Below are 20,388 nucleotides of genomic sequence, written 5' to 3'. Positions count from 1 at the left end.
CGTTAATCCGTTTTACGTTGGAAACGGGTTTCCCGCGAGTAAGGTGTGGGGTAAATGCCTACTTGCAGTAGTGCAGGACGCAAGGTCCAGGTGACATGCAGAGCGCCTGCTTCACCATCCCTATCGCGGGTGAAATGCACGAACTTCTCACGTTGAGCGCGGTTTCTATAGCTGGCGCGCCAGGTATCATGGTGCCAGTGCTCTAAGTCGAGAATGGATTCGCCGTCATCCCAGAAGTGTAACGCCAGGTTGCCATCTTCCGTAGCGAAGACTTCAACTTCGCCATAAAGGTCATCCTCGTAACGCCCTGTCATTTGTTCTTTGTTGAGGCTTGGATGGGTGTCGCTCTGACGCTCTGCTTCAATCGCTTCTCGCTGTTCCATGACTTCAGCGAAACGCTCCTGATAAGCATCCCATTGGGTCTCTTTCCAGTCCTGTCGGGGTAAGTCCGCCACCCGATCAATGATTTCATTAACCACTGCGGGGCGGTAATTCTCGAAGGTATTGGTTATTACGATGATGCCTAAATCAAGTTCCGGAACCAGCATCAGGCTGGTATTGAAGCCGTCAGTGGCCCCTCCGTGGGAGGCGGTAGCGTAACCCTGATAACTATTCAGTGACCAGCCAAAACCATAGGCCGCAGGTGAGGCTTCATTATGACTTCGCTTGAGCGCATTTTGCGGTTGATGGGTTTCCAGCATAACGTCTTCACTGACCAGCCGTTGACCGTTATAGACCCCAGCTTCCCCCAACTGTAAGCGAATCCATTGAGCCATATCTCTGACACTGGTGTTCACTGAAGCTGAAGGGCCGACGTTATCAAAATTACGCCGATTTATAGGCTGAATCTGGCCTTCAATAAATTGATGCGGAAAGGCGATATTCTGGTCGTCTTCGGAAAACTGGGTAATGGAGGTATTGGAGCGCGTCATATCAAGGGGGGTAAAGATACGTTGGGCGACAAAATCATCCCAGGACATGCCTGACACTTCGGCTACTATTTCGCCAGCGACAGAATACATTACATTACTGTATACATAAGAAGAACGAAAAGGTTGTTCAAACTCATGGTAACGCATCTGGCGAATGACGGTTTCGCGGTCACTGGTCGGCATAAAGCGAATACGGTTGCCGGTCATACGGCCAACACCGACCCGATGAGTAAGAAGATCGCGGATACGCACTTCTTGAGTGACCCAGGGGTCGGATAATTTAAAATAGGGCAGGTGTTCAATAACCTTGTCGTCCCAGTCCAGTTTACCGTCATCTACTAGCATACCCAGCGCTGTGGCGGTCATAGCTTTGCTGGTAGAGGCCACACCAAACAAAGTGTCCTGGTCTACCGGAGTGTCATGCTCAAGACCCAGTGAACCATACCCCTGAGCGTGTATCAGACGGTCCTGGTGCACTATGCCGACGGCCATGCCGGGAATCTGCCACTGTTGCCGACCCTGTTCGATATAATCATCGATGTCACTCAGCCGTTGGCCGGGACCTTCGTTGGCAATAGTAACCTGACTACTGAGCAGGCTGGCTGTGCATAAAGAAGCAAGCAAAGCTGAAGTGCGCATGGGAATCCTTGTTTATAAAGTGATAACACTAGGGATACTAACTAATTTTATGGCTGATAACCACGTAAGCCTCTGGCATGATAAGAGCAGAAGCAAACCGAGGAAAAAAAGATGATAAAAATAGCGACCTTAGGACCAGCAGGCACTTTTTCAGATGTAGCTGCTCAGCGTTATGCTCAGAGCTTTAACGAAGTTGTCGAGGTGGTTTATTTTTCTCATCTGCAACGAGTTCTGATGGCAACCGGGCAGGGTTGTGATTTTGCTCTGGTTCCGATTGAGAATGTTTCTGAGGGGTTTGTCCCGGTAGTGCTGGATCACTTGGTCAATGCGGATCTGCATATTGTCAGTGAGTTTAATCTGGATATTGCTTTTGACTGTATCGGGCAGGTCGATAAAAAAACAGATATACAGCGACTCTTTGTGCAGTTTGTAGCGCGTGGGCAGTGCCGGGATTTCATTAGTAGCCTGGGCGATATTGAGCTGGTAGCTACAGAAAGCAATGTGGAGTCGTTGCAACGCGCGGAGGCTGAACCCGGAGCGGCCGCTATAATCCCCAGCCATATCGCAGCGAACAAGCGCAGCTCCTGGTCGCAAAGCGGGGTGCATGATTACGCCCATAACCAGACTCGCTTTTTGGTGTTGAGTGATAATCCGAATCGGATGGGGGGCGGTACTAAAACATCGCTTCTGGTGATTAACGAAGCCGACCGGCCTGGTTTACTGGAGCAAGTGTTGCATTGCTTCTCTACACGTAAGTTGAACCTGACCTCTATAGTATCGCGGCCAACCGGGGAGGGGTTTGGTAAATATCATTTCTTCATGGATGTGGAGGGTAGCTTGTCTGATATTGCCATGCGCGGCGCGTTGAAAAGCGTATCTCAAATTGCCCGGTTAAAGGTGCTGGGGAATTATAACTCGCTGTAAAATAAAAAGCCGGCTACTTGCAGTAACCGGCTTTTAGAGTCAGGCACACCGGACTAATTCGTTGGTTCAACCGGACCGTCGCTCAGACCACGACGAATCAGCAGGTGCTGCGTGTCAGGTTCTGAACCACGGAAGTCGATGTACATTTCCATCGCCTCTTTGGTACCCCCACGAGAGAGAATATGCTCGCGATACTGCTGAGCAACATCACCTTCCAGACCGCCTTCGTCCATAAAGTAAGCAAAGGCATCCGCCGCTAATACTTCAGACCACATATAAGAGTAATACCCAGCTGCATAACCACCGGAAAAAATATGTGAGAAGTAGGCTGATTTGTAACGTGGTGGAACGTTGGGCAAATTCACACCGTATTTAGCAAGTGCTTCTGCTTCGAAGTTTTCCACGTCTTGCTCTGGCTCATCGGCACTTAGCATGTGCCATTCAAGATCTAACAAGGCAGCTGACATATATTCCAGTGTATTAAAACCTTGATTAAAGCTCAGTGCATCCATAACGCGGCTCAGCAAATCTTCAGGGATTTGCTCTCCTGTTTCATAGTGCTTCGCGTAGTTGGCCAGAATTTCAGGATCGTGGGCCAGGTCTTCGTGGAAGGTCGAAGGTGATTCGACAAAATCACGTGGCACTGAAGTGCCTGCCAGGCTGGGGTAGTAAACGTCTGAAAACAGCCCGTGTACGCCGTGACCCATTTCATGGAACATGGTAGTTACATGGTCGTAGGAAACCAGTGTAGGTTCACCATCAGGTCCTTTCGGAATGTTCATCACGTTGTATATAACGGGTTTGCTCTCAATCATGTGAGACTGGTTTACAAAAGAACCCATCCAGGCGCCGCCACGCTTGCCTTCACGAGCAAAGTAATCGGCGTAAAAGATGCCCAGGCTAGCGCCATCGTTGTCAAATACTTCATACACACTGACATCTTCATGGTAGGCCGGCAGGTCATCACGCTTTTCGAAAGTGATGCCGTAGAGGCGCTCCATTGCGTAGAACACACCGTCGTGTAGCACCCGATCAAATTCAAAGTACTCACGTACTTCGTTTTCATCCAGATCGTATTGTGATTCGCGGACACGTTCTGCGTAGAACTCCCAATCCCACGGTTCAAAATCGTGGTCGTGGCCCATATCCGCTGCCTGTTGTTCCAGGATTTCCTGCTCAATCAGGGTATTAGCGACCACGGCATCTACCATGTCAGTCAACATGTCCAGGGCATTCTGGGGCGTACCTATCATGCGCTCTTCCAGTGCATAATCAGCAAAGGTGTCATAACCCAGGATTTCAGCCCGCTCGGCGCGTAGCTTGGCTAGACGGCTGACGATTGGGGTGTTATCAATGCCGCCATCACGACCCAGTCCACGGTATGCGGAGGCTTCCCATACCCGCTGGCGCACCTCACGGTTGCTAAGCTGACTTAATACTGGCTGGCGCGTAGTATTGGTAATGCTCAACACATATTTGTCATCCATGTCGCGTTCTTCCGCGCGGCGGCTGGCATTGCGAATGGCTGAGCTGTCCAGTCCTTCCAGTTCTTCTTCTGAATCGACGACTACTGCAATTTCATCGCCCATCTCAAGAACATTGCGGGCAAAGCGGGTCGTGAGCTCAGACTCTTCTTCGTTAAGTTCGCGAATTTGCGCCATCTGCTCTTCGCTCAGGTTGGCACCAGCGCGAATAAAGCGCTCATGAGTGACTTCCAGGAGTCGCAACTGCTCGCTCTCAAGATCGAGTTCATCACGTTGTTCATATAGCGAGTCCACACGTTCAAATAAAGCGCTGTTCAGGAAAATGTCATCACGGTGAGAAGATAGCTTAGGTGCCAGTTCGCCCTGTAAATCGCGGATAGTATCGTTGCTGGTAGATCCTGCCATAGCAAAGAATACGCGTGATACCCGGGTTAATAACTCACCGCTACGTTCCATGGCTTCAATGGTGTTGGCAAAGCTGGGATCTTCAGGGTTTTCGATAATCGCCTGAATTTCTGCTGCCTGCTGTTCCATGCCTGCATCAAAAGCTGGCGCGTAATGACTGTCTTCGATAGCAGCAAAGTCGGGCGCTTCATATTGCAATGAGCTGGCCATGAAAAAAGGATTTTCTGCCCCGAATGTGGCGGTATCTGCACGGTCATCGTCGGAATGACGATGTTCTGTATCCTGTGCTTGTTCAGCCTGACTTTCATCCACATCCGGATAATCATCATTAGTGTCAGAACAGGCGCTGACGGCTACTGCCATACCGACCGCCGCGGCAATAAGAGAAAGGCGCATACTTTGGTTCTCCTGGGGCAAAATTGACCCAAAATGGGTCAATTAAAAATAATCGCTTGTAAACAATCTATTAAAATAGCAAGCAAGACTATTTTCCTCAACCGCCTTAGGCTAGCAGGGGTTTGCTAAAAGCGTTAGCCTAAGACCTGGTAACGACCTTGATAAGGAATAATAAATGCTGTTTTCATTTTACCCAGTACGTTTGGCTGCGTTGTCTGTTTCGATTTTATTGCTCGTGGCCTGTGCCCAGCAGGAAGCAGAGCAACCAGTGACTATGGACCTGCGGCTGATGCAGACCACTGATGTGCATGCCTACGTGCTGGGGTATGATTATTTTCAGCAAACTGAAACTGCAGACTACGGGCTTGCGCATACCGCAGTGTTGATTGGACAAGCGCGGGCGGAAAGCCCGAATAATCTGTTGGTAGATAATGGTGATTTGATTCAGGGCAGTGCCATGGGCGATTGGGCTGCGAGCAAGGGAAATGAATACCTTGAACAGCAGGTTCACCCGGTCATGCGGGCGCTAAATTATCTGCAGTATGATGTTGCTAACCTGGGTAATCACGAATTTAATTTCGGCCTCGATTTCATGTTGAAAACTATTGCAGGGGCGGACTTTCCTTATATAAGCGCCAATGTATTTTATGTTGAGAATGAAGCAAAAAGTGGCAAGCAGACTCAGGGTTGGGATAATCCTTTGGTTGAGCCTTATGTTATTCAGCAACATCGCTTTATCGCGAGCGACGGGCAGGAGCATGAGCTGAAAGTTGGCTTTATTGGTTTTTTACCGCCTCAGATTATGCAGTGGGATCACCAGCATCTGCAAGGCAGGGTGATGGTGCGGGATATAGTTGACAGTGCGCGTCACTATATTCCCTTAATGCAGGCCGAAGGTGCTGATGTGGTCGTTGCTGTGCCGCATTCAGGGCTACAGACATTTGACGACTATCCGTTGTTTGCTGAGCAGGCTAGTCTGCAGCTGTCGCAGGTAGAAGGAATTGATGCCATTTTATTTGGCCACCAGCATCGCCTGTTTCCGGGCGATGATGCTTATCAGAATTTACCCGGCGTCAATAACAGTGGTGGTTATATACACGGAGTGCCTGCGGTGCAGCCGGGTTATTGGGGTAACCACCTGGGGTTGATTGATTTAAAGCTTGAGCAGCAAGGGCAAGGTTGGCAGGTCGTCTCCAGTCAGGTGGAGTTGCGTCAGATTAGTGAAGCATATGATGCGGAGCTGGTGAATCTGTTGCAGAAAGAACAGGAAGCTACGCTACAACAGTTAAATACGCCCATGGCGGAAATCGACCAGGATATCAGTAATTTTTTTGCCCGGGTACGACCGGACCGGTCCATTCATTTAATCAATCAGGCACAGTTGTGGTTCGCTCAAAAGTTGCAGGAACAGGGCGAACTAGATGCAGAACTTCCTTTATTGAGCGCCGCGGCACCTTTTCGCAATGGTTTTCAGGGACCTGCAGATTACACTCACATTCCCGCTGGTTCAGTGACTCGGGGGGATCTCGCAGATCTCTATGTTTATCCTAATACTATTCAGGTCGTGCGCTTAAATGGGAAGCAGGTGCGCGACTGGCTGGAAATGTCGGCGACTGCTTTTGCTCAGGTGGAAGCTCATGCCGATACGGCACAGTCTATGCTTAACCCGGATTTTGCCAGTTATAACTTCGATATGTTGAGTGGTGTTGAGTATCGCATTGATATTAGTCAGCCTCCCCGATTTGATGCCCAGGGTCGTTTGCTTAATGAGCGTTTTCAGCGTATTACTGAGCTTACCTATAATGGCCGGGAAGTTAGCGATAGCGACCAGTTCCTGGTGGTAACTAATAATTATCGAGCAGGTGGTGGAGGCAACTTTCCTCACCTGGACGGATCCACCTTAGCGCACGCAGCGGATGCCGAAGTACGTCAGGTTATCGCGGATTATATGTTGCAACTGTCAGCGGAAAATCAGCATTCAGTGGTTCTGGATACACCTGACAACTGGCAGGTTCAATTACCGCAGGAAGCCAGAGTATTTTTTCGTAGTGCTGGCACAGCAGCCGCAGAAGACGCCGCGGCAAAAGAAGCAAAGATCGACTTTGTAGAATTTAACGAAGCAGGCTTTGGCATTTTTCGCTTAAAGCAATGATCCGGTGTAGTGCTTTTGACGTAACCCTAAGTGCTTACACTAAACAGCAACAAAAAGGGAAATAACATGGAAATAGTAAGCTTTGGTTCAGACGATATCGAAAATTCATTGGCTAACATGGATGATTCAAAACTGAATGATCTTGCCTTTGGCGCAATTCAGCTTGATAAAGACGGCAAAATACTTCAGTACAATGCTGCTGAAGGTGATATTACCGGACGTGATCCTAAATCAACTATTGGCAAAAACTTCTTCCGTGAAGTTGCTCCCTGTACTGATAGCAAAGAGTTCCGTGGCCGCTTTAATGAAGGCGTCACAAGCGGTAGCTTAAATACTATGTTCGAATACGTATTTGACTATCAGATGAAACCAACAAAAGTTAAAGTACATATGAAAAAGTCGTTATCTGGCGACAGCTATTGGGTTTTTGTTAAGCGCCTGTAGTCATGTCGGATGTCAATGCGTTAAGCAATGAAGCTATCTGGCGCATATTGCGTAGCTTGCTGGCCTCTGAGCTGGCACAGCTACGTGGCACTGATGTAAGTAATCTGCAGCTTCCTGAATGGAATCTGCAGATGTCCCTGCAGCGGGCTCCTCTCATGCTCGACTCTCTCGAGCACTTGCACCTTGCTGGTGTCGTTAACCGCTTTTTCCACCTCCACGAAAGTGGCCTGGAAGACTATCTGTTGCGCTACAAAGAACCGCAGCAATGGGTTGAGGTTATTCGCCAGGCGCGCGAGAAAGGCAGTGGAAAAATAAGCGTCAGTACCTCGGGTAGCACAGGCGAACCAAGCATCTGTACCCATGAGTGGGCTGAATTACAACAGGAAGTTGAGTTTTTTGCCTCTCGTTATACTGATCGCAAACGGCTGATAAACGATTGTCCTCCACATCACTTATATGGTTTTATTTTCTCTGTATTAGTGGCTGAAAAATTACAGATCCCGGTTATTGAACGTTACCAACCCGGTTTAGCTCAGGCCACACAACTTGAGCGCGGCGACTTGGTGATAGGTTTTCCACAGCGTTGGCAATTCTTACTAGCCAGTCAGACACCGGTACCTGATGATTGCAAAGCGGTGAGTTCTGCAGCTCCCTGTCCAGAAGACGTGATGCAACGCTTGCGCACTAAATTCAGTGAGGTGATGGAAGTTTACGGCGCCAGTGAAACATCCGGTGTAGGTTGGCGCAAAGAGCCAGGTCCTTATCAATTGCTGCCGCACTGGCAGGGTAAGCAGGTGTTAATGCAGGATCATGTGGAATGGTATACCGCTGAAACTTTTGTGCCTTTGCGCAGGCTCGATGGTGCCGTGCAGGTGGGTGGTGTAAATGTTTTTCCCTCTCGTGTCCGGCAGGTGCTGCTTAATCGCAGTGAAGTCAAAGACTGCGCCATAAGAGCTTTCGACAAAGCAGGCAGTACCCGTTTGAAAGCTTTTGTTGTGTTCGCTGATGACGTAGAACATGACGCGGAATTTAGCTTGCGAAGCTACGCTGCAGAGCAGTTAAGCAGTGCTGAACGGCCGCAGCATTATAAGTTTGGAACGAGCTTGCCGCGTAATAGTCTGGGTAAGCTCAGCGACTGGTCGTTAGACTGAATCTATTGAAGCCTTTCCGGAGCCGTCGTATGCTACTAGCAATTAACTGACGGAGCTCAGCATGAAAAACATAACCGAACATTTAGCGCAGTACGCCTGTTATCACCGGGATCGCCGTAATATTGCTACTCATTTAGTAGGTATTCCCCTGATTGTACTTGGCATAGTGATTTTGTTGTCGCGTCCGCAGTTTATGTTATTTGGCTTGAGCCTTTCACCTGCTTATCTGGTTGCCTTGTTTGCGGCCGTTTATTATGTGCGTCTTGACACCGCGCTGGGTGTCCTCATGGCGGTACTACTGGCTATCTGTTTGTGGGTCGGGGAAGGTGCTGCCCTGTTGCAGACCACTAGTTGGTTAGGGTTAGGTATAGGTTTATTTGTGCTGGGTTGGGCCTTTCAGTTTATTGGCCACTATTTTGAAGGTCGCAAGCCAGCCTTTGTTGATGATATTACTGGCCTGGTTATTGGGCCTTTATTCGTAGTCACCGAAGTGGTGTTTATGCTGGGTTTGCGTAAATCCTTAAAAGCCCAGGTTGAGAGTCGGGTGGCAGAGTTGATGCCACCCGGGAATTAGATTTTTGAACTTTATAAATTAATGGTGTAGTTGTTTCAGGACATGCTCTTCCAGGGAGGTCATGCCATACTCGCGACCGAGTTGCAGGGCCTCTTCTTCACTCATGCCCTGATGCCACACACCGCGCAACGCCACCATAGCGCCAACCCGGTTACTACTACCGCAGTGCAATAAAGCTTTCTCATCGCCAATGCGTTGCATGATTTTATCGAAAACAGCGACGTGCTCCTGAGTCAGGTCTTCGCCACCGGCAATTGGGATATGGTAATAAGCCATAGCGTGCTGCGAAGCCCAGGCCGCGCCATTTACCTCCGGTGCTTCTTGCGGTGGTCTCAGATTAACCACATGGCGTACTCCATGCTCAGCAAAATACCCCATCTCTTGTTCGGTTGGCTGACCAGCCGTGAAGTGCTCAGAAGTTGGATGATGAATATGTTCCACTTGCTGCAAATCTTCAGGAATATAGTGCTCGCCCGCGAGAGCTCCGAAAGAGAATAATAATAAAGTCAGGCTCAATAAAACGCTTTTCATGTTTAACTCCCTGGTTAACTTGGTTGATATTCAGCTTATCAGCTACGGAGCTTAGTAGAAGCAACACTTTACAAAGTATTTTCAGCATATTTATTTTTTGCTGCTATCTTTTAGAGGTTAGTTAACTGAAATCAAGGAGCAAGTATGCTGGGTTGGGCACTGATATTCTTTATCGTTGCAATTATTGCAGGAATCATGGGTTTTGGCGGAATTGCTGGTGCTGCCGCAGGCGTTGCACAAATCATTTTCTTTATATTCCTGGTCTTGTTAGTGATTTCACTGGTGGCTAATGCCGTTCGGGGTCGAGGGCCGCGAGTTTAGCTAAAAGTGCTTTGATATGCGCCCGGGCTACTTGATAGTAGCCCGGGCGTTGTTATATGTGACATAAGCTTATCTGGATTGGCGAACTCCCTTGCAGTACTATAAACCCATATAAAAAATTGTGGTTCTGGTGATAAGAGGTTGATTTGCCACTTTTAGTGTTACTCCCCGTCATTATCTGGCTGTTTATTGCTCTTGCATTCCCAGAGCATCAGCTGCTTTATAGCATTCCGGTCCCACTGGTGGTTTACCTGAGTGTCGCTTTAGTCGGGCTACTGGCAGTTGTCATGCGGCAGTGGTCTCAGTTGTACTGGCTGGCATTATTATTAAGTAGCTACTGGGTCGTCAATACTGCGTTGCAGTCACCGCTTAGCGAAAGCCACATGCTGGCGTTGTATTTTTTTCTCCCTCTTGTTAGTACCGCAGTTGCCATTGTTATGGCACTTATTAATAAACCACCATTATTCAGTCTTAAGGGTATGCTGTTATTGGCGCTGGCCGGGGCACTTCCACCCTTACTTATGGTGCTACCCTTGCCCAGCTATTACCAGGCAATAGATGCGCCATCTTTTCTATTGAGTCCGGTTTTGCCAACGTCACCACTGAGTTTTATGGTCATAGCCGTAATGGCTTTGGTAGCTGTGGTGTGGCTTATTTGCCTGCTGATTTCACCCAGACAACCTGCCCGGTGGGGCCAGCTCGCCTGCTGGCTGAGCATTGCCTTGTTGATTATTTTCATGCAACAGTCGCAAGTTGCGGCATGGGTGGTGATAGCCGCGTGTCTCTCTATCTTGCTGGCGTTAGCGTCGCAAATGCTGAACCTGGCTTATATCGATGAATTAACTCAACTGCCACAGCGACGAGCGCTGCTTGCTCATTTAAGGCGTCTGGGCAAACGTAGTACGGTCGTTATGCTCGATGTTGACCACTTTAAGAAATTTAATGATACCTATGGGCATGATGTTGGTGACCAAGTGTTGCGCTTACTGGGCGTTATTTTTGCTAAAGAGAGCGGCTTTAAGGCATATCGTTATGGTGGCGAAGAATTCACTCTGGTGTTTAATCATAATGACCAGCCGCGGATAGAAGAGGCGCTGGAGCGGGTGCGTCAGCGGGTGGCTGGCTATCCTCTTAGAATCCGTTCAAAGCAACGTCCCACCAGTAGCAAGCAAGGGCAGTCGAAACGTGGTAAAAACGGGGCTGATAAGGTGGTGAGAGTCACTATTAGCCTCGGTGCCGCTATACGTCGCCCAGCTGAACCCGTTCATGATCTTCTGAAACGGGCTGATACCATTTTGTATGCCGCCAAGAAGAAAGGTCGTAACTGCTGGTTGGTGCGTGCATAAGACCCGATTTTTGAATGTTACACCGTTTACGCGGGTTGTTACCACGGCAGGCCGAGCCTGCCCTACCGATTTGCGTGCCGGGCAGCATTTACAGGGTAGAAATTAGCATTGCAAATGCTGAGAGCACCAGTAGCGCATACACGATTTGTCGAAACTGGCGTTCGTTGACTCTTTTGTGAATGGCATGGCCAAACCAGAAGGCAAAGGCAAGCACGGGAATGTAAGCGCCGACTAAAGGCAGTGAGGGTTGCAGTATGCCCTGCCAGGCCATGATCAGCGTATAGGTCAGATTAAGGCCAAGCCAGACACAGACCAAAGTGGCACGAAAGTTTGCTTTACTGATTGCCAGGGTATTCAGCGAATACACTAACAGAGGCCCGCCGGACGCAAAAAGGCCGTGGGTAATGCCAGCCAGAAGAGTCCATACCGGCTGCCACCAGGCCGGTTTTGGACGGGTAAGTATGCCGCGCTGCAATTTGTACCATTCGCGTAGTGCGAACCACAAAACCAGAATGGCAAAGGCGGCTTTCAGGGCCTCCGAGCTGATCACCTGAAGCAGAGCGATACCAGCGAGCATGCCCACCAGCATCGTGGGTAAAATGCGTTTGCATAGAAGTTGCCAGTCGATGTCAGCGTGAAAACGTAGCAACAGGGCGCTGCTCATGACGACGCTCAAGGGTACCAGAATGGGTAACAGCTCAGGTATGGGGAAGAGCAGGCTACCTAGCGCAAGCGCAATAACAATACTGCCAAACCCGGTGATCGATTCACTGGTGAAAGCGAGGCCAATAAAGACACCCAGAATTATCAGCTCTACTGGCATAAGCAGTGTATTAGTCCTTTTTGAGTGCCTGAAGGTGCTCTTCAATCGAATAAACATGAGGGTCATCTTCATTCAGATCCCGCAGCGAGTCGGCCAGGCGGAGCAGGTATTCATCATTAGGTCCGCTGGGGCCGGCGGCACTGAATATATGCTGGGCGATATGTTCTTCACTGGCTGGCCCCAGGTAGGCCTCATTGTCTTCAGTTGCGATATAAACCAGTCCCTGAGCCTGTTCACCGTCATGGAAGGTCATCTCAGTGGTGAAACGCAGATAGCCGTTTTTTTCCCGATGATCCAGGTGGTCGAACACTTCAGGGGTTACCAGGTAGGCCATGCCAGCGCATACCGTACCCGGGGATTCGATAAGGGTGGCAACGCGGCCAGGTGCGCCTGGCGTGCCTCGATGGTCATGTGAACCCTGCCAGAAACGGCGACTCCAGTTGTCGATTCGTGCGGGTTTGCGTTCCAGGTAGTCAAAGTCCGCTTTAAAAATTAGGGAGCCGTAGCCGAACAACCAGATTTGCTGCTGGTCACCAAAGAGATTACGGGCACGGTTTATTGCCTGAGTGTCATGTGCCATGAGATCTATTCCTGAATACTAAGGTACGGGATGCGCTTAACCATACTATGAAGCGGCTCAACTTTCATTGGCTAATCAGACTTTGGCCAGCCAGCGGTCCAGTTCATTAGCGAACGCCTGACGATCGCGCTGGGACAGGGCTGGAGGACCTCCGGTTTGCACGCCGCTGGACCGCATGGTGTCCATGAAGTCGCGCATGTTGAGTCGTTCACCGATACTCGCCTCGGTATAGAGTTCGCCGCGGGGGTTGAGTGCGAGCGCGCCCTTTTTTATGGCGTCCGCTGCTAATGGAATGTCGGCAGTAATAACCAGATCGCCAGCTTCGCAAAGTCTGACTATTTCATTGTCTGCTTCGTCAAATCCTGCGCTGACCTGCATGCTTTTAATATAAGGTGAGGGTGGCACCCGGACATATTGATTCGCGACCAGTGTCAGCGCGATTTTCTTACGCTGTGCGGCACGAAATAAAATATCCTTGATAACTACCGGACAGGCATCTGCGTCGACCCATATTTTCATTTGTCATGCCTCTGTGATGACGGAGTGCCGCATGGGCGGCAAGCAATTTATTAATTGGCGACCATAACCTTTAGTCTGCAGCCGACTGTCATAAATGGCGACTTTACCGTGACATTCGGTGCTACGCATTAGTCGCCCGACACATTGTATCAGCCGACGGCTGGCATCCGGTAACATTATAAGGGAAAAAGGATGCAGGCCCTGAGCCTGAACAAACTCACTTTCTGAAGCCGCGATAGGACAGCTAATGTCCGCAAAAGGCAACTTGGCGATGCCGACAAAAGTAAGGTAGTCGCCGGGGAGATCTAAACCTTCGGAGAAGCTCTGGCAGCCAATGAGCAGGGATCGTTTGCCGCTATCAATGCGTTTTTTATGCTCTCGAATGAGACTGTCGCGCGGGGCGCTGTATTGAATGAGGGAGTCTGGCTGCAGTGATTTGGGCAGTGCATCAGCAAAGGCCTGCATCTGGCGCCGTGAAGCGAACAGCATAAGCGCTGCGCGATGGGGTTCTAAATCGCTGACAAAGCGCTGCAAAATCGCTTTGGTATGTTGTTCTTCATTTTTAAAATTGGGTTCAGGTAAGTGGCTGAAAGTGAGGCACTCAGCCCGTTTATAATCAAAGGGCGACTGCACGACCAGGAACTGAACACCATCTTTAGGGTGCAGGCTGAGTTGCTGACTGAAACTTTTAAAGTTGCCTAACGTTTGTAAGGTCGCAGAGGTGAAGATTGTGGCAAAACTGGGGCTGAGTATCTCACGCTCAAACTGTGTCCCTACATTCAGTGGTGTTGCGTGCAGGCTAACGTCAACCCGGTTAGCGGAATGACGCAGCATCCACTTGGCGATACCCCGTTTGCTGTTGGTTTCCGCTTTCAGAATAACGCAGGCGTCCAGTGATGCCTGCAATTGCTGTTGCAGGTTGCGGCAGCTGGCCAGGTAGTTTTGCAGACGACTGTCATCGGCTACCGCCTGTTCATGTTTTTCTTTGACCTTATCCAGCACCCGGCAAGTGCTTTGTAGTAAGCCATCTAAGGCAGGCTGCAGTTGTTCGCTGATAGTATCGAGCATGGATTGCGGGAACTGGCCTCGCTCAAAGCGATGCAGAGGCTTCTTGTACTGACTTAATGACTGCCCTTCGAGTAAAACGTCGGCAGACAACAGGAGATGGTTACTGGCGGTCGTCATGCCTTTAATATCGTCGCGCATTCCTTTCTCGAGTTCTTCCATATCGCCAACAGAGAGCTGCAAGCCGGTGATCAGGCTTTTTAAATGGCTAATCAGGCGACCGCTGTTGCGGTCCAAAGCGGATAAGTCTGCCAGGTTCAAAGTCGCCGCCAGTGAGGAGCGGAAACTATCACGCACATGGTGAGCCTCGTCGAAAATCAAAATACTATCCTCAGCCGAAGGTAGCAGGCGCATTTCGTGCTGCACGTGCAGGCGGTCAGAATAGAGCATGGCGTGATTGGTCACTACAATGTCAGCGTCACGAACATCTTTGCGTGCATTGAAAAAAGCGCATTCGTTATAATAGGGGCACATACGTTTTGAGCAGGTATCGCGGTTAGCGTTTATTTGACTCCACCAGCTTTTATCTAAACTGCCGCGGCCCGGGTAGTCGTCTTTAAGTCCGTTCCATTTACCACTGTCGTAAAGCCTGACCAGTTTTTCTACGACATCACGATCCTGCTGGCTGCGTTTTATACTTTCCTGATCGGAGAGTAAATCAGGGGTATCAGAATCCGTGGCAAAAGCCTCGGCATCGCGTTTGCAAAAGTACCGGCCCCGACCGGCTACAAAGGCCTGTTCAAACTGCAGGCCAGCCTTGCGTAGCAGGGGCAGGTCATGGTTCATGATCTGTTGTTGTAAGGCGACATTGGCGGTTGCTACTACAACCTGCTTTTTCAGCTTCTGCGCGCTACAGATAGCGGGCAATAAATAACCCAGGGTTTTACCGGCACCTGTCTGGCCTTCAATCACAATAGCTCTGTGTTGTTCATGCTCCGCCTGATAAACACCGTGGATAGTCTTTGCCACTTCGGCAAACATCAGCATTTGCCCCCGACGGTTGGAAAACCCAGGTTTCTCGCGCATCCGCTCGAGGGTGCTTTGCATTTTCTTTTTGACTGTATCAGGAACCATATTGCTCATTTATGCGGGTAACTATTCAAGCGCGCTGAAAAAATGCATTATACATGAGCAGGCTTTGCTATGCGTAGTTGATGAGTAAAGGTTAAACTGAGGTTAGACTTTAACCGGGAAGGCTGTGATATGAGTCTGTTTGCCCGACACTGGGCGTTTTGGTTGTTATCTGTTGCTGGTTTTACGTTAGTGTTACTAACGCTGATGCTTTATCCCTTGCCGGGTTTGGGTGATAAGGGCGTGTTACTGGCGCTCATGTTGCTCAGCTGGCTGGCTTATCAGTATCTGAATCAAGTGCGGCGTATGCGCCGGCATGCCTTGTTAAATCACGTTCTGAACGAGAAGAGTTCGTTACGCGAATTGCTGTGGGACAGTTGGCTGTCTAAAATTGGCCTTGGCATAAGCTCGCTGGTTGTAGCCCTGGTTGCTTTGATTTTAAGTGCACGCTTGCAGCCAGTAGAATGGGCGGTGCTTTTTGCCAGTATTCCTGCTTTTTTACTCTGTTACCAGCTAGCCTACCGTCTGTTACGCAAACAAGTAGCACCTGCCTACCATAGCGCGATGAGCCTGCGATTCGCATTCTGGGCAAATATCATTCTGATTGCGCTGGTCATGAGCCTGGTCCAGTTTTTCTGGCTGGAAGTAGCCGATACCCGGCACCTGAATCTGTACGAAGTAGCCCTGAGTTCCTATCAAGTGGCTAATGCGGAAGCCGCGGTGCCAGCCACCGGCCTGTTGCTAGGTTTGAACGCGGCTATTAACGACAGTGTCTGGCATATCATGCAGCTCGCCAGTGGCGAGCTCGCACTTGGCTGGAAGTTATTAATATGGCTCACGTTTGTGCTATTGAACAGCATTAAGCTCGGCGCTATCTGGATTATTTTGCTGGGGGTTGTCGCATTCTTCCAACGCAGGCGGGACAAAGCTCTGGGCAGTGCTTTTAGTAAAACTTACGCACTGACTCTGGTAGTACTGATCATTCTGTATGTAGCGATGACCCGAATTAACGTTGCTTCTTTCTGGCAGCAGAAGGACCCGCAATGGGCGCAGTCCAGTCAGCCCTGTAATGAACAACGCAGTTTGCATGAACAGCAAATGTTGGCTACACATGCCAATAATCACCTGACAGAACAACAAGCGCAACTTAATCTGCAGGTGGAAAAGCAGTTAGAAATGCTGTTGGATTCAGTATTTGATTCTGCGGAGCAGGGTGTCGATAATTTTCTGGACTGGAATTTCAGCCTGCGAGGTCAATATCAGCAGTTGGCGTATCTGGGCGCAGGGATGGCATCCTCGGTATCTGTTGAGTCATTTATCAGCGCTAAGCTGGAACAGCATGTTGCGCAGCAGCTGGAGACAGGTGTACTGGGCATGGAAGATGAGCTGAGTACTTTTATCAGCAAGCAAATGGCGGGTTTTTATGGCCAGCATCAACGATTTCTGCAACAACTAACCGCAAATGCCAGTTGCTTTGATGCTTCTTCAGTGGCGTTTGCGGTAGATGATTATATGGCTAAATCTCTGGTGGGTATCGGGAGTGCTGCAGGTGTAGCTGGTGCTTTGACCCTACGTAGCGGTGGTCGTGCCGGCAGTCAGGCCCTGGGACGGGTTATCAGTCGGCGAATGGCTGCAAGAGTGGCGGTACACAGCAGTGTGCGAGCAGGTTCCAGAGCTGCTGCGACTAGCGGAGGTGCAGGTGCTGGCGTTGTTTGTGGCCCGGCGGCACCAGCCTGTGCACTCGGCTTTGGAGTCGCCACCTGGTTAGCCATTGATCTGGCCGTAAATGCGGTCGATGAAGCGTTAAACCGGGAGCGAATGAAAAACGAACTGATGGAATTGCTGGAAGAACAAAGACAGGCACTGGAGCTTGAAATCAGGGCGGAGTATCAGCAGTACGTGGAGTTTTTGTTTATGCAACTGGAAGAGTTTCAGCAACGCCGCTTCAATATTTATCGGGACGCTCTGAGTTAACTTTCTTCAGCCACGTTTTCAGGCTGAGATAACGGATGAGGTTTCTCGATAAAGTAACCCTGCAGATAATCAATACCAGATTCGATAAGCTTAGCTTGAGTCTGCTCGTCAGCAACGAACTCAGCAACCACCAGCGCCCCCATTTTATGGGCCAGATCGATAATGCCTTGAGTGACCAGTAAAGTTTGTTCATGAGAGGCAATTTTTTTAATAATACTGCCATCAATCTTAATAAAGTCCGGTTTAAGGTTGATCAGGTAGTCGAAGTTGGAATAACCACTGCCAAAATCGTCAATGGCAACCCGGGCACCATATTTACGTACACTTTTTATAAATTGATTCACAGGGAAAAAGTCGGTAACCGCCTCAGATTCGGTGATTTCAAAGATGAGACTTTCACCACCATATTTCTGTAACAGGTTGAGAATCTCGTCGACAGTGGCTTTATTGGTAATGTCATGAATGGATAAATTGACTGAGATAACGCAATTGAGCGCCCTGGAAGTCGTCATGGCGTCCTGAATGATAAAGCTGGTAAGCCTTTTATAATAAGGTGTGCGTTTGATAATGGATAAGAACGCAGAGGGTGAGGTAATTTTACCGCATGGCAGCTTAATACGAAGCAGCGCTTCATATTTACGCGGTTCCTTGTGATTTTTTTGGGTGCCCCGGATTTCCTGGTAAAATGCACGTACCCGGTTTTCATTCAGGGCATCCCGCACTTCGTTGATCCAGTAGAAAGAAAGCTCAGCCTCGTCATTTTCGTGCTGCAAGACTACTTGTTGTGAGTTTGAATTTTTTGCCTGAATAAGCGCTGACTCAGCGTAAGGCAGCGGACTAGACTCACTGATTCCAATGCCAGCAGAAAACTGGATTTCCGTAGAAATACTTTGTGAGTCGGAATTACTCAGGTTCTTTTCAAGTGCTGAGCGTATATCGTTTATGCTTTGTAAGAATTTTTCTTCGTTGACCTCATTGAGCGCCATGATAGCAAACACCGCGCCATCCAGCCGATATGCGCGCAGATGATGTAAAGTGACCGAACTGCGCAGTAGTCGTCCCGCCTCGGCTATAAGCTTATCGCCGGTGTCAACGCCCCAGTAATCATTCAGTAGCTTGAAGTTTTTAACATCCAGCACCGCGACGGCATTAATTTTATTTTTCTTAATATCCTTGCTTAACTTGGCTCGCGTTCCCAGCCCTGACAAAGTGTCATTGAGGTGTTCTTTAATGCGTTTCTGAGCCAGCACAAAAGGCGTGACATCGGTGCAGATACTAAAGTACTCAAGCACCAGGCCTTCGCTATTAACTACAGGAACCACGGTGGTTTTTGCATAATAAAAGCCACCGTTCTTTTTGCGATTTTTAATTAATCCCTGCCAGGTTTTTTTACCGGTAATGGTTTTCCAGAGTTCTTCAAAAATACTGTCTGGCATATCCGGATGACGAATTTTGCTATGATCACTCCCAGTTAGCTCGGCGGCTTTATAACCGCTAACATCTTCAAAAAGCGAATTTACATGGGTGATTTTACCGTTAATGTCAGTAATAGAAACAATGGCCGTGGAGTCCAGTGCGGCACGGTGCTGTTGCAGGAACTGCATACTGCGCGTCAGATCCTCTCCAGTCGCATGGGTTAGATGTGTTAAGCGCTCAAGCATGCTTGCTTTTCTTGCGGGCGCTGCTTTAGCCGGCCGTGCTTTTACCAGGGCTCGAGGTTTATCAGGCACTGATTCGGAAAGGGTTAGCATAGTGGTCGTCACGTTTAAGACGTTGGTTTTGGCATTTTTATGAAAGTAATCACCATAAGTAAAGAAACCCGACGCACGGGTATATTTGCCTATAGTTCTTATTTCGTCATTAATGTTTTCCTGCATTAAGGCTTTGCGATTTGCACAGGAGTATATTAAGGATGCTGAGTCGAGAGGAGCAATATATTCCTTATTGGGTTTTAATGTTGAGCTTAGATCTGCAAAACTGAAAAACACCTGATCGCCGGTTTTAAAGGTACTGGCAAATACAATCCCCTGTTCGTCATTTGTAAGCCCTGTTGGACTACGCACGATCTCAGTGCCGTTCCTTTCTATCAGCAACGGAAATTGTTGTGTACTGGTCGGAAAATCGGCGAATATATCGTCTCCCAGGTAACGTTCAAAGATTTCGCGTATCGGCGTATTGTCGAGGCTGAATATGACGTTATCGCTGGCTTTAGTTACGGTCATCGGCTGGCCAATTCGTTGCCAGTTGACGATAGAGTTTGTTTCCGCGCGCAGGGACTGACTGTTAATCAGCACGCCTGCAATGCCCTGGTGGTGAATGTCGGTGTCGCGAATAACAAAAGTTTGCTGAAAGCTCTGGCTATCGGCAGCATTGCCGCCGGCTACCGTTACCTGAGGAGCTGAGGCATTGAAGCCTTCAATGAAATTCTCGGGATGCTCATTAAGTGAATTACCCAGTAAGATGGCTACTTTGGTAGTTGCTTCAACTTGTCCGGCGGCAATTTTAACACCGCTGTCCCGGTCAGTAGTCGATGAATAAAAAGTGCGGACTTTACTGTGTTTAAAGAGCAGGAAGTTAATAATGATTTCGTTATCAACGCATCTGCCTTCAATGATTTCACCACCGGAAGAAGCGCCAATGACACCAAAGCCAAGGCAGGTTAAAGACAGGAAGTCGAGAATCTCCTGAATTTTATCTAACTCATGAGTGCCGCAGAAAAGCTGAATGACTCCCCGGGACTGAGCAATTTTATGCTCTTTTATAAATGCACGTAGATGTTCTATGCTACTGAACTGCAAAGCATAAGACTTCATCTGGCATCCCCATATTAGTTAACCCTGAACCCTTAGTCTTTCTGCAAGAGCTCTTCTTTTCGAACAATTACTATTTCTACGCGGATGCCTCTCATAACGCAACTGTAGAAGCCTTAAAGATTGCAAATTCCATTGTAAAATCACTAACTTTTGCTATTCGTCAAAAGGTTGGGTATTGATTGATCGATTACTGAGCAACAGCGTATTTATAAAGTTGTGAAGTGACAGATTTAAATAGTTGTAA

16 protein-coding genes are annotated in these 20,388 nt (G+C 48.9%); 8 read left to right on the top strand and 8 right to left on the bottom strand.

All coding sequences use genetic code 11. The features are described 5' to 3' along the window. Positions 1 to 2: 2 nt before the first annotated feature. Positions 3 to 1,571: a serine hydrolase gene (locus CWE09_RS09600; protein ID WP_126803743.1), complete on the bottom strand. Its 1,569-nt coding sequence runs from the start codon at positions 1,569 to 1,571 to the stop codon at positions 3 to 5. A gap of 111 nt (positions 1,572 to 1,682) precedes the next feature. Here CWE09_RS09600 and CWE09_RS09595 point away from each other — a divergent pair, with 111 nt between their 5' ends. Beyond that, entirely contained in the window at positions 1,683 to 2,495 is an 813-nt protein-coding gene (locus CWE09_RS09595; protein ID WP_126803742.1) for a prephenate dehydratase, read from the top strand. 53 nt (positions 2,496 to 2,548) lie between these two features. Here the strand turns inward: CWE09_RS09595 and CWE09_RS09590 are convergent, their stop codons facing one another. Next, positions 2,549 to 4,780, bottom strand: a complete 2,232-nt coding sequence (locus CWE09_RS09590) for a M3 family metallopeptidase (protein ID WP_126803741.1) — start codon at positions 4,778 to 4,780, stop codon at positions 2,549 to 2,551. A gap of 175 nt (positions 4,781 to 4,955) precedes the next feature. On the opposite strand from CWE09_RS09590, the gene CWE09_RS09585 reads away from it, so the two are divergent. The 4 genes from CWE09_RS09585 (at position 4,956) to CWE09_RS09570 (ending at position 9,101) form a co-directional block, all read left to right on the top strand. Continuing rightward, positions 4,956 to 6,932 (top strand): bifunctional 2',3'-cyclic-nucleotide 2'-phosphodiesterase/3'-nucleotidase, encoded by a 1,977-nt coding sequence (locus CWE09_RS09585; RefSeq protein WP_126803740.1) that lies wholly within the window; start codon positions 4,956 to 4,958, stop codon positions 6,930 to 6,932. A 66-nt stretch (positions 6,933 to 6,998) separates the two neighbouring features. Then, on the top strand, positions 6,999 to 7,376 hold the full coding sequence (gene pyp, locus CWE09_RS09580) for a photoactive yellow protein (protein ID WP_126803739.1): 378 nt from the start codon (positions 6,999 to 7,001) through the stop codon (positions 7,374 to 7,376). 2 nt (positions 7,377 to 7,378) lie between these two features. Beyond that, on the top strand, positions 7,379 to 8,527 hold the full coding sequence (locus CWE09_RS09575; RefSeq protein WP_126803738.1) for an AMP-binding protein: 1,149 nt from the start codon (positions 7,379 to 7,381) through the stop codon (positions 8,525 to 8,527). Between the two features lie 61 nt (positions 8,528 to 8,588). Next, complete coding sequence (locus CWE09_RS09570; protein ID WP_126803737.1) at positions 8,589 to 9,101, top strand: Mpo1 family 2-hydroxy fatty acid dioxygenase; 513 nt, start codon at positions 8,589 to 8,591, stop codon at positions 9,099 to 9,101. Between the two features lie 18 nt (positions 9,102 to 9,119). On the opposite strand, the gene CWE09_RS09565 is transcribed toward CWE09_RS09570, so the two are convergent. After that, complete coding sequence (locus CWE09_RS09565) at positions 9,120 to 9,632, bottom strand: protein tyrosine phosphatase family protein (protein WP_126803736.1); 513 nt, start codon at positions 9,630 to 9,632, stop codon at positions 9,120 to 9,122. A gap of 144 nt (positions 9,633 to 9,776) precedes the next feature. Between CWE09_RS09565 and CWE09_RS09560 the strand changes: the two genes are divergently transcribed. Then, positions 9,777 to 9,953, top strand: a complete 177-nt coding sequence (locus tag CWE09_RS09560) for a DUF1328 domain-containing protein (RefSeq protein WP_126803735.1) — start codon at positions 9,777 to 9,779, stop codon at positions 9,951 to 9,953. A gap of 146 nt (positions 9,954 to 10,099) precedes the next feature. Beyond that, positions 10,100 to 11,299, top strand: coding sequence for a GGDEF domain-containing protein (locus tag CWE09_RS09555; protein ID WP_126803734.1), 1,200 nt, complete (start codon positions 10,100 to 10,102; stop codon positions 11,297 to 11,299). 88 nt (positions 11,300 to 11,387) lie between these two features. Here the strand turns inward: CWE09_RS09555 and CWE09_RS09550 are convergent, their stop codons facing one another. The 4 genes from CWE09_RS09550 to dinG all read right to left on the bottom strand — a co-directional run bounded on the left by CWE09_RS09550 (position 11,388) and on the right by dinG (position 15,360). Continuing rightward, a complete protein-coding gene (locus CWE09_RS09550; RefSeq protein WP_126803733.1) occupies positions 11,388 to 12,122 on the bottom strand; it encodes a sulfite exporter TauE/SafE family protein in 735 nt (244 codons plus the stop codon). A 10-nt stretch (positions 12,123 to 12,132) separates the two neighbouring features. Further along, positions 12,133 to 12,702: a gamma-glutamylcyclotransferase gene (locus tag CWE09_RS09545; protein WP_126803732.1), complete on the bottom strand. Its 570-nt coding sequence runs from the start codon at positions 12,700 to 12,702 to the stop codon at positions 12,133 to 12,135. A gap of 75 nt (positions 12,703 to 12,777) precedes the next feature. Further along, entirely contained in the window at positions 12,778 to 13,221 is a 444-nt protein-coding gene (locus CWE09_RS09540; protein WP_126803731.1) for a YaiI/YqxD family protein, read from the bottom strand. Between the two features lie 3 nt (positions 13,222 to 13,224). Next, complete coding sequence (gene dinG / locus CWE09_RS09535) at positions 13,225 to 15,360, bottom strand: ATP-dependent DNA helicase DinG (protein ID WP_157982845.1); 2,136 nt, start codon at positions 15,358 to 15,360, stop codon at positions 13,225 to 13,227. Positions 15,361 to 15,489: 129 nt separating this feature from the next. Between dinG and CWE09_RS09530 the strand changes: the two genes are divergently transcribed. Next, positions 15,490 to 17,331 carry a hypothetical protein gene (locus CWE09_RS09530; RefSeq protein ID WP_126803729.1) on the top strand — a complete coding sequence of 614 codons (1,842 nt, stop codon included), beginning with the start codon at positions 15,490 to 15,492 and terminating at the stop codon, positions 17,329 to 17,331. On the opposite strand, the gene CWE09_RS09525 is transcribed toward CWE09_RS09530, so the two are convergent. Next, positions 17,328 to 20,144 carry a bifunctional diguanylate cyclase/phosphodiesterase gene (locus CWE09_RS09525; protein WP_126803728.1) on the bottom strand — a complete coding sequence of 939 codons (2,817 nt, stop codon included), beginning with the start codon at positions 20,142 to 20,144 and terminating at the stop codon, positions 17,328 to 17,330. The genes CWE09_RS09530 and CWE09_RS09525 overlap by 4 nt on opposite strands. Positions 20,145 to 20,388: the final 244 nt, after the last annotated feature.

The sequence above is a fragment of the Aliidiomarina minuta genome (assembly GCF_003987145.1).
Classification (GTDB): domain Bacteria; phylum Pseudomonadota; class Gammaproteobacteria; order Enterobacterales; family Alteromonadaceae; genus Aliidiomarina; species Aliidiomarina minuta.
This window is presented reverse-complemented; position numbering and strand designations above follow the sequence as displayed.

Coding starts and splice junctions, on each gene's coding strand:
- CWE09_RS09530 (WP_126803729.1), top strand. CDS start 15,490: ATGAGTCTGTTTGCCCGACACTGGGCGTTTTGGTTGTTATCTGTTGCT.
- CWE09_RS09540 (WP_126803731.1), bottom strand. CDS start 13,221: ATGAAAATATGGGTCGACGCAGATGCCTGTCCGGTAGTTATCAAGGAT.
- CWE09_RS09560 (WP_126803735.1), top strand. CDS start 9,777: ATGCTGGGTTGGGCACTGATATTCTTTATCGTTGCAATTATTGCAGGA.
- CWE09_RS09565 (WP_126803736.1), bottom strand. CDS start 9,632: ATGAAAAGCGTTTTATTGAGCCTGACTTTATTATTATTCTCTTTCGGA.
- CWE09_RS09600 (WP_126803743.1), bottom strand. CDS start 1,571: ATGCGCACTTCAGCTTTGCTTGCTTCTTTATGCACAGCCAGCCTGCTC.
- dinG (WP_157982845.1), bottom strand. CDS start 15,360: ATGGTTCCTGATACAGTCAAAAAGAAAATGCAAAGCACCCTCGAGCGG.
- CWE09_RS09595 (WP_126803742.1), top strand. CDS start 1,683: ATGATAAAAATAGCGACCTTAGGACCAGCAGGCACTTTTTCAGATGTA.
- CWE09_RS09570 (WP_126803737.1), top strand. CDS start 8,589: ATGAAAAACATAACCGAACATTTAGCGCAGTACGCCTGTTATCACCGG.
- CWE09_RS09590 (WP_126803741.1), bottom strand. CDS start 4,780: ATGCGCCTTTCTCTTATTGCCGCGGCGGTCGGTATGGCAGTAGCCGTC.
- CWE09_RS09575 (WP_126803738.1), top strand. CDS start 7,379: ATGTCGGATGTCAATGCGTTAAGCAATGAAGCTATCTGGCGCATATTG.
- CWE09_RS09550 (WP_126803733.1), bottom strand. CDS start 12,122: ATGCCAGTAGAGCTGATAATTCTGGGTGTCTTTATTGGCCTCGCTTTC.
- CWE09_RS09525 (WP_126803728.1), bottom strand. CDS start 20,144: ATGAAGTCTTATGCTTTGCAGTTCAGTAGCATAGAACATCTACGTGCA.
- CWE09_RS09545 (WP_126803732.1), bottom strand. CDS start 12,702: ATGGCACATGACACTCAGGCAATAAACCGTGCCCGTAATCTCTTTGGT.
- pyp (WP_126803739.1), top strand. CDS start 6,999: ATGGAAATAGTAAGCTTTGGTTCAGACGATATCGAAAATTCATTGGCT.
- CWE09_RS09585 (WP_126803740.1), top strand. CDS start 4,956: ATGCTGTTTTCATTTTACCCAGTACGTTTGGCTGCGTTGTCTGTTTCG.